At 52.4% G+C, this 13,137-nt stretch carries 13 protein-coding genes; 3 read left to right on the top strand and 10 right to left on the bottom strand.

All coding sequences use genetic code 11. The annotated features are described in order from the left end of the window. The first annotated feature begins 90 nt into the window (after positions 1–90). On the top strand, positions 91–1,047 hold the full coding sequence (ldtC, locus tag M1D91_RS09215; protein WP_437430548.1) for a L,D-transpeptidase LdtC: 957 nt from the start codon (positions 91–93) through the stop codon (positions 1,045–1,047). A gap of 65 nt (positions 1,048–1,112) precedes the next feature. Here ldtC and bhsA read toward each other — a convergent pair whose 3' ends face one another. Beyond that, the gene (gene bhsA / locus M1D91_RS09210) at positions 1,113–1,370 is read right to left on the bottom strand and encodes a multiple stress resistance protein BhsA (protein ID WP_437430303.1); all 258 of its coding nucleotides are present in this window, start codon (positions 1,368–1,370) and stop codon (positions 1,113–1,115) included. A 245-nt stretch (positions 1,371–1,615) separates the two neighbouring features. On the opposite strand from bhsA, the gene M1D91_RS09205 reads away from it, so the two are divergent. Next, complete coding sequence (locus M1D91_RS09205) at positions 1,616–2,251, top strand: TetR/AcrR family transcriptional regulator (RefSeq protein ID WP_437430302.1); 636 nt, start codon at positions 1,616–1,618, stop codon at positions 2,249–2,251. Positions 2,252–2,738: 487 nt separating this feature from the next. Here the strand turns inward: M1D91_RS09205 and M1D91_RS09200 are convergent, their stop codons facing one another. The 8 genes from M1D91_RS09200 to hinT all read right to left on the bottom strand — a co-directional run bounded on the left by M1D91_RS09200 (position 2,739) and on the right by hinT (position 8,857). Continuing rightward, positions 2,739–3,278 carry a glycine zipper 2TM domain-containing protein gene (locus M1D91_RS09200; RefSeq protein ID WP_437430301.1) on the bottom strand — a complete coding sequence of 180 codons (540 nt, stop codon included), beginning with the start codon at positions 3,276–3,278 and terminating at the stop codon, positions 2,739–2,741. A gap of 195 nt (positions 3,279–3,473) precedes the next feature. Continuing rightward, complete coding sequence (locus M1D91_RS09195) at positions 3,474–4,778, bottom strand: NAD(P)/FAD-dependent oxidoreductase (RefSeq protein ID WP_437430300.1); 1,305 nt, start codon at positions 4,776–4,778, stop codon at positions 3,474–3,476. Between the two features lie 261 nt (positions 4,779–5,039). Beyond that, positions 5,040–5,582: an alpha/beta hydrolase YcfP gene (ycfP, locus tag M1D91_RS09190; protein WP_437430299.1), complete on the bottom strand. Its 543-nt coding sequence runs from the start codon at positions 5,580–5,582 to the stop codon at positions 5,040–5,042. 39 nt (positions 5,583–5,621) lie between these two features. Next, positions 5,622–6,647, bottom strand: coding sequence for a beta-N-acetylhexosaminidase (nagZ, locus tag M1D91_RS09185; RefSeq protein ID WP_437430547.1), 1,026 nt, complete (start codon positions 6,645–6,647; stop codon positions 5,622–5,624). Positions 6,648–6,649: 2 nt separating this feature from the next. After that, positions 6,650–7,438 carry a thiamine kinase gene (gene thiK / locus M1D91_RS09180; protein ID WP_437430546.1) on the bottom strand — a complete coding sequence of 263 codons (789 nt, stop codon included), beginning with the start codon at positions 7,436–7,438 and terminating at the stop codon, positions 6,650–6,652. A gap of 16 nt (positions 7,439–7,454) precedes the next feature. Beyond that, complete coding sequence (gene lpoB, locus M1D91_RS09175; RefSeq protein ID WP_437430545.1) at positions 7,455–8,045, bottom strand: penicillin-binding protein activator LpoB; 591 nt, start codon at positions 8,043–8,045, stop codon at positions 7,455–7,457. Between the two features lie 76 nt (positions 8,046–8,121). After that, on the bottom strand, positions 8,122–8,496 hold the full coding sequence (locus M1D91_RS09170; RefSeq protein WP_437430298.1) for a YcfL family protein: 375 nt from the start codon (positions 8,494–8,496) through the stop codon (positions 8,122–8,124). 1 nt (position 8,497) lies between these two features. Next, on the bottom strand, positions 8,498–8,857 hold the full coding sequence (hinT, locus tag M1D91_RS09165; protein WP_437430297.1) for a purine nucleoside phosphoramidase: 360 nt from the start codon (positions 8,855–8,857) through the stop codon (positions 8,498–8,500). A gap of 344 nt (positions 8,858–9,201) precedes the next feature. On the opposite strand from hinT, the gene fhuE reads away from it, so the two are divergent. Continuing rightward, the gene (gene fhuE / locus M1D91_RS09160) at positions 9,202–11,406 is read left to right on the top strand and encodes a ferric-rhodotorulic acid/ferric-coprogen receptor FhuE (RefSeq protein WP_437430296.1); all 2,205 of its coding nucleotides are present in this window, start codon (positions 9,202–9,204) and stop codon (positions 11,404–11,406) included. 213 nt (positions 11,407–11,619) lie between these two features. Here the strand turns inward: fhuE and ptsG are convergent, their stop codons facing one another. After that, the gene (ptsG, locus tag M1D91_RS09155; RefSeq protein WP_437430295.1) at positions 11,620–13,053 is read right to left on the bottom strand and encodes a PTS glucose transporter subunit IIBC; all 1,434 of its coding nucleotides are present in this window, start codon (positions 13,051–13,053) and stop codon (positions 11,620–11,622) included. Positions 13,054–13,137 lie beyond the last annotated feature (84 nt).

Genomic DNA, 13,137 nt, shown 5'->3' with positions numbered 1-13,137 from the left:
TGCACTCCCCAGGACTTCCCGACGCTTCAGCCCACCATAATTCCATTGGCTGTTTTTATAAAAATAACCTTATTATTCACATGGATTATGATGATGATAAAAGATGCGCGCATTGCACTCTGGGCGGTGCTGATTGCCGTGGTGCTTGTACTACCCGCAAGAGCCAATACCTGGCCCCTCCCCCCGGCAGGCGGGCGGATGGTAGGTGAAAATCGCTATCATGTTGTGGAAAATGATGGGGGATCGCTGGAGGCTATCGCAAAAAAATATAATGTCGGTTTTCTCGCCCTATTGCAGGCCAACCCAGGCGTTGATCCATACGTGCCGCGAGCGGGTAGTGTACTGACGATACCTTTGCAGACTCTGCTGCCCGACGCGCCACGCCAGGGGATTGTGATAAATCTTGCTGAGCTGCGACTCTATTACTATCCGCCCGGCACCAACGAGGTCACGGTCTACCCTATCGGTATCGGGCAACTGGACAGCGACACGCTTACGCCTACGATGGTGACCACGGTATCGGATAAGCGTGCGAACCCTACCTGGACGCCAACCGCCAATATCCGCGCCCGCTATAAAGCGCAGGGCATTGAGTTGCCTGCTGTCGTTCCGGCAGGTCCTGATAACCCGATGGGTCATCATGCTATTCGCCTGGCGGCCTACGGCGGCGTGTATTTAATTCACGGCACCAATGCTGATTTTGGCATTGGCATGCGCGTCAGTTCAGGGTGTATTCGCCTGAGAGACGATGACATTCAGGCGTTGTTTAATGCCATTACACCAGGTACTCGCGTCAATATCATCAATACTCCAATCAAGGTGTCAGCGGAACCGGATGGCCGACGTCTTGTGGAGGTACACCAGCCGCTGTCAAAATCCATTGATGACGATCCACGGCTGCTGCCAGTTACCCTTAATCAGACGATGCAGCGTTTTAGAAACGCGCCTGAAAGCGAAGCCGATGTTTTCGACCACGCCATTGAGATCCGTTCCGGCATGCCAGTCGACGTCACTCGTCATGCCCCCCCACCATCCCAATCGCTTTAAGCATAAAAAAAGGCCCCGAACATGCGGGGCCTTTTTTGTGGTACTTACGTCGCTTAACTCAACAATTATTTGTAGAGAACCGCTGTACCGTGCAGTTTGTCAGAACCGGTCACAGAGGTGATACGGTAAGACGTTGCGCCAGACGCTTCGGCTTTTTGTGCCAGCTGGTTTTCAACTGACGAGAGGTTAGTACCTGCAGAAACAGCAACGGTCCCCACTTCCTGTTGACCAGTAGGAGTGGCCTGAACCTGTACAGCAGCAAAACTTGCAAACGAGAGGGAACTCAGGATAGCAGCAGCAAACAGTGTTTTAACGTTTTTCATGTTCATGACTCCGGGCAGATGATTGAGGAGGTCGTTAAAATTTAATTAATTAACGATCGATAATCAAATGATAAATGTGATCTATATCACTCGTCAATCCATTTTTATAATGAATGTTATTTAATTTGATAAATCGTTAATTATCAGATAGATATAATTTAATAATTTGTGCTATTTGCTGCTGGCATCAATGAACATTTATTTTTATAATGATTGTTCAACAAACCAACAAGGTGGAACGGCACATGACCGATGACGTCAGCAGTAGTATTAAAAAAAGCCGTGGCCGACCGAAAGTGTTCGACAGGGAAGCGGCGCTCGACAAAGCCATGACGCTCTTTTGGCAGCATGGTTATGAAGCCACATCATTATCCGATCTTGTAGAAGCTACCGGCGCAAAAGCGCCAACGTTGTATGCAGAGTTTACTAATAAAGAGGGGTTATTCCGTGCGGTCCTTGACCGGTATATTGCCCGCTTTGCAGCGCAGCATGAGGCGCAACTGCTTGGCGAAGGAAAACCCGTGACACAGGCACTCGAAGATTACTTCACCGCCGTTGCAACTTGCTTTACCAGTAAAGAGACGCCTGCAGGTTGTTTTCTGATTAATACGTCAGCCACACTGGCAGCCTCTTCACAGACCATTGCACAAACCATTAAGGCGCGCCACGCACGTCAGGAACAGTTATTGCTGCAATTTCTTGCTCTCCGCCAGCAGCGAGGTGAAATTCCCGGGGACACACCGTTAACGGAGGTGGCTGAATTCCTGAGCTGTATTTTACAGGGCATGTCCATTAGTGCGCGTGAAGGAGCGAGTTGCGACAAGCTGCTGCAGGTAGTGCGCACGACGCTTCGTCTGTGGCCAACCCTGATAACCCGCTGAACCTGTATGCGTGCCTCTCATTATCGTTTTCACCTATTTAAACAATAGGTGAAAACGTAAAGTCGTTTTTACCGCTTTGCTAAGATTAAACAGTAATTATTGCGCTGCTAACGATTTACCTGCGCAAATAAAAGCAACGTTATGATGACGTTATTAAAGAATTGGTGGGTTTACTTATTTGCGCATTTTGGCTCTTCGATAACGTTGCGCACATACTGACTGGACACATGCAGAAGGAAAACGACGATGATTTTGCTATTACCATTCATCAAAGTGCTAATAGTAATTACATTATTATCTGGCCTCTGGGTTTTATGTGGTGGTTCCGTACTCTTTGCTTTTATCGCTGTTCTTATCACCGGGTTTCTGCTCAGGTTTCAGCAGGAGCTCATCTGACTATATCAAGGCCTTAATCATAAGGCCTTGATAATAAAAAAGGCCCCTCAGCCTGAGCAATTGAGGAGCCAACAGGTACAGTACTGCTATTTTACGCTTTGTTATTCAAAACAAGCTGACCATTACCATCCAGTGGGATCTGAGTTCCAGGATCGTTATTCATACGAATTTTACCCTGCTGATCGCCAATTTTATACGTCACGTCGTAGCCCAGCATTTTCTCGGATTTATCATAGACCGTCCGGCAACGTTGTTGAGTCGTGGTGTAGGTATCACGCGCCTGCATTTCACCCTGCACCTGATTACCTGCATACCCGCCGCCTAACGCCCCTACCACTGTGGCCACGTCCTTCCCGCGACCGCCACCAAACTGGTGACCCAGGACACCCCCTGCCACCGCCCCCAGCACTGAGCCAGTGATGCGGTTTTCATCCTGCACCGGACGACGATGGGTTACGGTTACGTTGCGACACTCCTGACGCGGCGTTTTAATCGATTCTTTAATTGGCGTGGCGGAGATTACCTGCGCATACTGAGGACCACGGTCAAACACGTTCATGCCTGCTACCGCAGCGACACCCAGCGCAGCGGCCACGCCAATACCGATACCCGCTAACATTGATTTATTCACAGGATTTCCTCCCCTGGTTTGCAATTGGTAACAATTCTGCAACCAGGCTACTACGACGCCAATCGGAAAGAGCGGAAAAAAGGGAGAAGGGTAAGGAAATAAAGGGGATTCAGAGTTATCCGAGCAACGGGTAACTTGCGAAAGTGAAAAAGCGCTGCTCTCCCCTATCACTAAACGGAGGAGCAGCGTACAGGATTAATGCAGCTTAAGGCGCGGGCGAATCACGCGGTTGATACTGCCAACCACCATCATCAGGCCGGTTTTGAAATAGCCGTGCAGCGCTACCTGATGCATGCGGTACAGGGAGATGTAGACGAAGCGTGCAATACGCCCCTCGACCATCATTGAGCCACGCATCAGGTTACCCATCAGGCTTCCCACCGTGGAGAAGTTTGAAAGAGAGACCAGCGAGCCATGATCCTTATAGACATAAGCCTTCAGCGGCTTGCCTTTGGTTTGCGCCAAAATATTGTGCAGTGCCAGACTTGCCATCTGGTGCGCTGCCTGCGCGCGCGGCGGCACAAAGCCCCCTTCAGGACGCGTGCACGACGCGCAGTCGCCGATGGCATAAATATCCGGATCGCGCGTGGTCTGAAGAGTCTGCTCCACCACCAACTGGTTGATACGATTGGTTTCCAGCCCACCGATCTCTTTCATGAAGTCCGGCGCTTTGATGCCCGCAGCCCAGACCATCAGATCGGCTTTGATGTACTCGCCATCTTTGGTGTGCAGGCCGCCTTCATCTGCGCTGGTGACCATAGTTTGCGTCAGGACGCGCACGCCCATTTTGGTCAATTCGCTATGTGCTGCGCCAGAAATACGCGGCGGCAGCGCAGGTAGAATGCGTTCTCCGGCCTCGACCAGCGTGACATTCAGTGCTTCGTTTGTCAGGCCCTTGTATCCATAGCTGTGCAACTGTTTCACTGCATTATGCAGCTCAGCAGAGAGCTCTACACCCGTCGCGCCACCGCCAACAATAGCAATATTGACCTTGCCGTTGGCACCAAGATTGGCGGAATACTTCAGGAACAGATTCAACATTTCCTGGTGGAAACGACGTGCCTGGTGGGGGTTATCCAGGAAAATACAGTGCTCTTTCACGCCCGGCGTGTTGAAGTCGTTAGAGGTGCTGCCCAGCGCCATCACCAGGGTGTCATACGCCAGTTTGCGTTCGGGCACCAGTAACTCACCCTTTTCATCACGCAATTCGGCAAGGGTAATGGTTTTGGTTTCGCGGTTAATGTCGACAACCGAACCGAGCTGGAACTGGAAGTGATGATTACGCGCATGAGCAAGGTAGCTCAGCGCGTCGACGCCCTCATCCAGTGAACCGGTCGCCACTTCATGCAGTAACGGCTTCCACAGATGGCTGTGATTACGATCAACAAGCGTAATCTTTGCTTTCTTGCCGCGACCGAGTTTTTTACCCAGCTGGGTTGCCAGTTCAAGCCCGCCAGCACCACCGCCAACAATCACAATTTTTTTCAATGGTGTAGTCAACGTGACCCCCTCAAATTATTAACCAATTGTTAACTAAAGGTTATGGAAATAACACTTAATTAACAACAAGTTACACAACAAATACTTCGTTACTGCAATGAGAATACCATGTTCGGTGCATTGGTCATACCAAAATTGATATACATCAAGTTTTCATGCATAAAAGATGAACAAGTGTAGCTGCTGGCGCGCGATGAGGAGGAAGAAATCCCATTGCGGGAGATAAGGCGATAAAAAAGCCCGGGTTGACCGGGCTGTTACTTAACCGAGTGACTTAAACGCTTTTATGCGTTGAAGATGCGGCGATATGCTTTTGAATTTATGTGACTGCGCTTCATCCCAGACCACTTCATAAAAGGGATGCAGCACCTCTGCTGAACGCTGGCTGTCCAGCGCTTCATCATGGCGTGAGAGAATGGCCAGGCAACGATCGCGGTTCTTTTCACGAAAATTACTGACGCACTTCGTTGCGATGTCCACATACTCTTCCGGCCTGTCGATCCTGCCTTCCATATTTTCAAAAGGAAACAGATTGGGGTTGAACATCACCTGACGAATGTCACATAAAAAGCCGATACGTTCCGCCCAGTACCCTCCCAGCCCGACACCGCAAATCAGTGGCCGATCGTCAACGTTCAGCTGTAGCATCTTGTCCACTTCTTTGAGCAAATGCTGCATGTCATGCTTAGGATGCCGCGTACTGTAACTGATGAGCCGAACGTCCGAATCGATAAATTGCAGTTGCAGCACCTTTTCGTGGTTGCCCGGACTGTTTGAGTCAAAACCGTGTAAATAGATGATCATTATTCCTCACCCTTACTCTAACGCCCCGTCCGTTAACGCTTACTGAGCAGCTTTAATGGTCTGCCAGCGCTCATGAAGCTGTTCCATTTCGCGACTGACAACCTTCCAGCGTGAAGAGCTCAGCAGTTCCTGACGAGAAAATGAACCTTTATGATACAATTTCGTAACACGTTCAGCTTTGATCGGCGACAGGTTATCCAGCACACTGATAGCACCTTTGCGATTGTTGCAGACCAGGATCATATCGCAACCGGCGTCCAGGGCAGCCTGACCACGTTCAGCATAACTGCCCATTATAGCTGCCCCCTCCATAGAGAGATCGTCCGAGAAGATCACGCCATCAAAGCCCAGCTCAGCGCGCAACACGGTTTTCAGCCACCAGGGAGAACCGCTTGCCGGACGCGGGTCGGCCTCGCTGTAAATCACATGGGCAGGCATGATTGCATCCAGTTTGCCCTGCTCAATCAGCAGTCGGAACACCGCCATATCTTTGCTGCGGATGTCTGCCAGCGGGCGGGGATCGCGGGGCGTCTCTTTATGTGAATCGGCAGAAACGGCACCATGTCCCGGAAAATGTTTACCCGTGGTTTTCATACCAGCGCTATGCATACCATCTATAAACTGGGTGGCTATAGCCAGTGCCTTCGTCGGATCGTCATGGTACGCACGCTCGCCAATCGCAGCGCTGATGTGGCCTACATCGAGAACGGGCGCAAAACTGATGTCGATGTCCATGGCGATCATTTCACTTGCCATTAACCAGCCTGCATCCCGCGCCGCTCTTTCACCTGCTTCCATACCCAGCACCGCCGCAAAGGATTGAGCGGCAGGCAGACGGGTAAAACCTTCACGGAAACGTTGAACACGCCCGCCTTCCTGATCGACCGCCACCACCAGCCGATGATGAGAGGCAGCACGAATCTGACGCACCAGTTCACGTAACTGCTCTGGATCGTGATAATTACGGGTAAAAAGGATTAATCCACCGACCAGCGGGTGCGCCAGAATTTCACGCTCTTCCGCATCCAGCTCATATCCTTGCACATCTAACATCACCGGACCCACACTCACCTCTCTTTCATATTGGTTCTTAACTGATGCCAGGCGGCATCGGCCAGGGTAATAAACTGACGATCGCCCGTTTGCTGCCAGCGGGACTCATACCAGCCGGCCATCAACATACCTGTCCAGGGTCGCCAGCGGCGCACCTGCCGGTGGAGCATTTCAGTGTCGATTGCCGCCCGCCTGGCATACGCCTCTACCAGCGCAGTGCGCTGATTTTCCGTCTCCAGCCAGACACTGGCAAGTTCCATCGCCACATCACCATCCCCGGCATACTCCCAGTCGATAAGCCTGAGGCCCTGCTCTTGTCTGACAAGATTGCCTGCATGAACATCCATATGCAAAGGGGCGACCCGTAGCGGTCGGGGCTCCCCTTGCCGACGCATCTTTTGCAGCGTCCTTAACCAGAACAGCGTGCGGCGCGATGGTGACGACCTCATCCAGTAATCTTCCAGCAGGGGAAGGAGCAAAATACGCCATCCAAACCGGGGCTGGTGGTGTAACGCGTTAAGTAATGCCGCAAGCACCTGGGGCTCAGGTAACGTTTCGTCCACTTCACCGGGTAGATACTCAATGGCCATCCACTCTCCCAGCCAGCAACAGGGCCTCGGCGCAATTCCGGGGGCCAGTTTTTTTAACGCCCGATACTGCCGCCTGAATGGAGAAGAGGTCGCCGGATGTCGCTGACGGAGCACCAGGAAATGATGCCCGTTGTGGATAAGACAACTCCCACCGCTAAGGCCAGCAGGCTGGCCCGCGACGGGAGCATAGTCGGGAAAAAAGCGTGACAGCATTGCGTCACGCAGAAGGTTATTGCTGTTGAACGGCACCTTTACCTGACCAAATAATTTCGCCGGTCTGCACCAGCATCAACTGCATTTGAAGCCCGGGCGCGTTCGCACTACCGTTGGCGCTGGAGTAAAGCACGTACTGAGCGCCGACGTTACGGGCAATGCCGATGGCTTTACTGCGCGTACCCAGGCTGTCCTGCGGAGAAAGCCCAAGTTGCTGCTTCGCCATACTCAGCTGCTGAGGGGTAACCAGTGTAAATTTGCCATTGTTCCCCAGCGCACCACGCAGCGACTCTGTCGCCTCACTGGTGTTAATTGACCCGTTGGTACGGTTGTTGACGCTGTCCACCAACAGCACACTGCCTGCTGTTACGCCGTTGGCCTGAAGCATTTTGCTAACCATAGGCGAAATGGCGCTGTTCCAGTCGTAGTGACGTTCACGAGGCGGTGGCGGCGTCGTCTCTTCCTGATGCTCAATAGGACCTGGTTGCTGAGGGAAAGTCGGCACCGTGGGTACTGGCGTAATCGGCTGTTGAGGCTGCTCCGGTACCGGTTGCTGCTGCGGAGGATTCGCCTGATCCACCGGGGCAGGCTCCTGCTCACCACGCATAATACAACCTGAAAGAATGAAGGCTACCGCCGTGAGCAGCGCGTAACGTCCTGCTGTTTTAATCAATTTTCACCCCTTACAAATAGAGATAAAGTCTGACCTTATGCGCGCCAAGATAGTTAGCGCTGCCGTAAAGCGTGACTGAGGAATGTGCCGGAATGGTAACGCGGCGTGGTGTTTCCAGCGGATGCATCTCCAGACCCCGCACGTCATACCAGTAGAATCGATAGTTAACGGTGACCGGTTGTGCACGCTCGTTGTAGAGACGGGATGACGCCGAGGGCTGAATATCCTGCGTGTTGAGGTTGGGCTCCTCTGCTGAAATGCCCGCAGCCAGCACGGTTGACTCCATGACCAGACTCTGATCGTTCGCCACCGGAATAGCCGGGCGCGAAGAACACCCTACGGCTGACAATGCCACCAGCATCAACATCACGCGACCGTTTACCATATTATGGGCCTTTATGTGCCAGCATTGGGCCAAGTGGACGACCTCCCACCAGATGCATGTGGATATGCCACACTTCCTGTCCGCCGTGACGGTTACAGTTCATTATCAAACGATAGCCGTCTTCCGCGATGCCTTCAGCACGCGCAATTTTAGCCGCCACGGTCATCATACGACCCAGCGCCTGTTCATGTGCCTCAGTGACATCGTTCGCAGTAGGAATGAGGATATTGGGCACAATCAGAACATGAACAGGTGCCTGAGGGGAGATATCGCGAAAGGCAGTGACGAGTTCATCCTGATAGACAATATCCGACGGAATTTCGCGACGGATAATTTTACTGAAAATGGTTTCTTCGGCCATGACGGTTTCCTTTATAGTCGTAAGGGCTATGCATTTTTATGCTTCATGCACCCCGCACCGGGCTAAGTATGAGCGAGATTATTCAGCTCTTTCAACTATAACACTCTTTTTCTTCATTATTTCCCAGCCGCAGGTTACGCACTGCCCTGTCGCCAGGCGCTGAGCGAATAAAACAGCTTTTCAATGTGGACTATGACCTTTGTTTACATTGTGATTTCGAATGCGTATATTTCGCATTTGCATTTCCATGCGCATTTATTAATTAAAAAGAGATCAGGTCCGGTAGCGACAACGAACGTATCGCCGCAGGCCCCTTTCCGCTCAAACACCATTAAGGGTTGATAATGTCTTTCACCACTCACGCCGGAGATGAGTCACGAAAATTTGCGGGCGCACCGTCCCTGCTGGCGATATCCATTGCATTTGCATTAGTACCGGCGACAGGTTTTGCCGCAGGCGCTGATGATACCGTGGTCGTTGAAGGGAGTACGGTTCAGGCCGACAGCAGTCAGGACCAGGATTACAGCGTAAAAACCACCACCACGGGAACGAAGCTGCTGCTGGTTCCTCGCGACATTCCGCAGTCGGTAAGCGTCATCAGCCAGCAGCGCATGCAGGACCAGGAGCTGAATACCATTGAAGACGTTCTGGCTAATACCACGGGTGTCACCGCCTCACGTATTGACAGCGCGCGAACTAACTTCTTTGCCCGTGGTTTCTTCATCAGCAACTTTGCTTATGAGGATATGCCAACCTTCCTCGACAACCGCTGGAACTTTAACGACACCGCAGGTGATACCGCGATTTTCGATAAAATCGAAGTGGTACGTGGCGCAGCGGGCCTGATGAGTGGCACAGGTAACCCTTCTGCTTATGTCAACATGGTCCGTAAGCATGCTGACAGCAAAGAGTTCAAAGGCAATGTTTCCGCCACTTATGGTAGCTGGGACAAACAGCGCTACGTTCTCGATCTGCAGGCACCGCTGAACGAGTCCGGTAACGTGCGCGGGCGCGTTATTGCGGGTTATCAGGATAATGACAGCTGGCTTGAACGTAACCATTACCGTAAGAAATTCGTCTCTGGCATCATTGACACGGACCTTACCGATTCGACCACCCTCTCCCTGGGCTATGATTACCAGGAGAGTGAAGAAGACAGCCCGACATGGGGCGGTTTCCCTTCTCTCTATAGCGATGGCAGCAAAACCCATTTCCGTCGCGGCTTCAACACCGCGGCGGACTGGGCCTGGTCTAACACCGACTCAACAAAACTCTTCGCTAACCTGACGCAACGTTTCGATAATGGTTGGGAAGCTAAAATCAACGCCATGCATGCAGACACCAACTTCGATAGCAAACTGATGTATATCGATGGCTACCCGGATAAAACCACCGGTCTGTACGATTCTGCGGCATTCAAGGGCGCCTGGGGCGGATGGAACCGTGGTGAGCGTAAGCAGGATTCGGTGGATGCTTTCGTGCGTGGTGGCTACGATCTGTTCGGCCGACAGCATGAAATTATGTTTGGCGGCAGCTATAGCCGTCAGCGCAACAATTACGACAACGCTTACCCGGTAAATGATAACTTCGGGCTGATGGATGTGGGCAATATTCATCAGTACAACGGCAATACTCTGGCCGACCCGCAGTGGTCCGACTGGGCGCTGTATCAGCGCGATATTATTCGCCAGAAGTCTGTTTACACTGCCACCCGCCTGTCGCTGGCCGACCCGCTGCACCTGATCCTGGGCGCGCGCTGGACCGAGTGGAGCGCAAAGTACAATCTTGAGCGTAAACCTGATGAAATCCGTAACGCCAGTTTCGATAAGGTTACCCCGTATGCGGGGCTGGTTTACGACATCGATGACGCCTGGTCTGCCTACGCAAGCTATACCTCCATCTTCCAGCCTGCCGGGCAGCGCGACGTTAACAGCGTATTCCTCGATCCGACAACCGGTAAGAGCTACGAGGCGGGCGTAAAAGGTGACTGGTTCAATACCCGTCTGACAGCAAGCCTGGCCGTCTTTCGCACCGAGCAGGATAATGTTGCGGTCAACACTGGCGTCGCTATTCCGAACTCCGGCGGACAGACCGCGTATAAATCTGTCGACGGTACCGTCAGTAAAGGGGTTGAGTTCGAGCTGAACGGCGCACTGACAGACAACTGGCAGTTAACCTTCGGTGCCAGCCGCTATATTGCCGAGGATGGTGACGGGGCCGCGCTCAATCCCGATCAGCCACGCACGACTGCCAGACTGTTCACCCGCTATCAGTTGCCGATGCTGCCGGAACTGGCCGTGGGCGGTGGCGTTCGCTGGCAGAACAAAACCTGGCAGGCGCTCGACAACGGCCCTGCCGGCGTTTCGCGTATCAGTCAGGGTGGCTACACTGTGGTTGATCTCTTCACCCGCTACCAGGTCACCAAAACGTTCTCGGTGCAGGGCAATATCAACAACCTGTTTGACAAAGAGTACTACGACTACCTCGGTAGCTATGGCGTTTACGGTGCGCCACGTAACTTCTCTGTTAGCGCGAACTACACCTTCTAAAGCCCAACAAATCATCAAGGGAGCCCGCTGGCTCCCTTTTTTTGTCTGCAATAACCTATTCCCCTCCTCTTCTCTGTTCGCGTTGCCAGGTGGCATAACGGCTTTACAGCGACACATCCCGACTAACACCTCTCCTCAGAGAGACGGCGTGTATTAAGAGGGCAATAAAAAAGGCAGCCTTGCGGCTGCCTCAGTCTCCCCAGACTTTATGGATTAGTGGCTACGGATGTAGTCATCCATTTCGGTTTTCAGGTTATCGGATTTGGTACCGAAAATGGCCTGAACACCTGAGCCTGCAACAACCACACCTGCCGCACCCAATTTCTTCAGGCCAGGCTGGTCTACTTTCGCCACGTCGGCAACGCTTACGCGCAGACGAGTGATACAGGCATCAAGGTTGGTGATGTTCTCTTTACCACCGAATGCAGCCACCAGCGCCGGTGCCATTTCGCTTGTCGCAGCTGTTTTGGCATCCTCTGACGCCTCTTCACGACCCGGTGTTTTCAGATCCAGTGCTTTAATCATCACGCGGAACACAATGTAGTAAACCGCTGCGTAGCACAGACCAACAATCGGGAACAGCCAGATTTTGCTGCCGTTACCGCTCAGTACGATAAAGTCGATGAGACCATGAGAGAAGGACGTACCGTCACGCATACCCAGCAGGATACAGATCGGGAAAGCAAGACCTGCAAGCACCGCATGGATTGCGTACAGAATCGGCGCAACGAACATGAAGGAGAACTCGATCGGCTCGGTAATACCGGTCAGGAACGAGGTCAAGGCTGCGGAGATCATGATACCGCCCACTTTCGCACGGTTCTCTGGTTTAGCAGAGTGCCAGATAGCAATCGCTGCAGCCGGCAGACCGTACATTTTGAACAGGAAGCCGCCAGACAGTTTACCTGCAGTCGGGTCACCCGCCATATAGCGTGGGATATCGCCGTGGAAGACCTGGCCTGCCGCGTTGGTGAATTCACCAATCTGCATCTGGAAAGGAACGTTCCAGATATGGTGCAGACCAAAGGGTACCAGGCAACGCTCGATAAAGCCGTAAATACCGAATGCAACCACCGGGTTCTGGTAAGCAGCCCATTGAGAGAAGGTCTGAATAGCAGTGCCGATAGGAGGCCAGATAAAGGACAGCACAACGCCGAAGACGATAGCGGTCAGACCGGAAATAATCGGTACAAAGCGCTTACCGGCGAAGAAGCCCAGATACTCAGGCAGCTTAATTCGGTAGAAACGGTTGAACATGTAAGCTGCAATCGCACCCGCGATGATACCGCCGAGAACCCCGGTATCTGCCAGGTGTTTCGCCGCGATTTCTTCAGCAGGTAAATGCAGCACCAGCGGTGCAACCACAGCCATGGTTTTCACCATGATGCCGTAGGCTACAACGGCAGCAAGACCGGATACGCCGTCGTTATTGGTGAAGCCCAGTGCAACACCGATAGCGAAAATCAGTGGCATGTTAGCAAAAACGGAACCGCCCGCTTCGGCCATCACATGAGAAACCACTTCTGGCAGCCAGCTGAAGTTTGCAGAACCGACGCCCAGCAGGATACCTGCGATCGGGAGTACGGATACTGGCAGCATCAGCGATTTACCGACCTTCTGCAGGTTAGCAAATGCATTCTTAAACATAATTGAGAGTGCTCCTGAGTATTAGTGCTTTTTTTTACGCTTTTGCGCATTGGCACGGGGGGAGAACCGTGCTGTGGACAGGAC

This window comes from Enterobacter sp. SA197 (assembly GCF_054131575.1).
The sequence above is the reverse complement of the archived record's forward strand: the minus strand, read 5'-3'. Positions and strand labels throughout refer to the sequence as shown.

What these genes read in the sequence shown, in the direction of transcription:
- ldtC (WP_437430548.1), top strand. Translation starts at nt 91, where the DNA reads ATGATGATAAAAGATGCGCGCATTGCACTCTGGGCGGTGCTGATTGCC.
- bhsA (WP_437430303.1), bottom strand. Translation starts at nt 1,370, where the DNA reads ATGAAAAACGTTAAAACACTGTTTGCTGCTGCTATCCTGAGTTCCCTC.
- M1D91_RS09205 (WP_437430302.1), top strand. Translation starts at nt 1,616, where the DNA reads ATGACCGATGACGTCAGCAGTAGTATTAAAAAAAGCCGTGGCCGACCG.
- ycfP (WP_437430299.1), bottom strand. Translation starts at nt 5,582, where the DNA reads ATGATCATCTATTTACACGGTTTTGACTCAAACAGTCCGGGCAACCAC.
- thiK (WP_437430546.1), bottom strand. Translation starts at nt 7,438, where the DNA reads ATGCTGTCACGCTTTTTTCCCGACTATGCTCCCGTCGCGGGCCAGCCT.
- lpoB (WP_437430545.1), bottom strand. Translation starts at nt 8,045, where the DNA reads ATGCGTGGTGAGCAGGAGCCTGCCCCGGTGGATCAGGCGAATCCTCCG.
- M1D91_RS09170 (WP_437430298.1), bottom strand. Translation starts at nt 8,496, where the DNA reads ATGGTAAACGGTCGCGTGATGTTGATGCTGGTGGCATTGTCAGCCGTA.
- hinT (WP_437430297.1), bottom strand. Translation starts at nt 8,857, where the DNA reads ATGGCCGAAGAAACCATTTTCAGTAAAATTATCCGTCGCGAAATTCCG.
- fhuE (WP_437430296.1), top strand. Translation starts at nt 9,202, where the DNA reads ATGTCTTTCACCACTCACGCCGGAGATGAGTCACGAAAATTTGCGGGC.
- ptsG (WP_437430295.1), bottom strand. Translation starts at nt 13,053, where the DNA reads ATGTTTAAGAATGCATTTGCTAACCTGCAGAAGGTCGGTAAATCGCTG.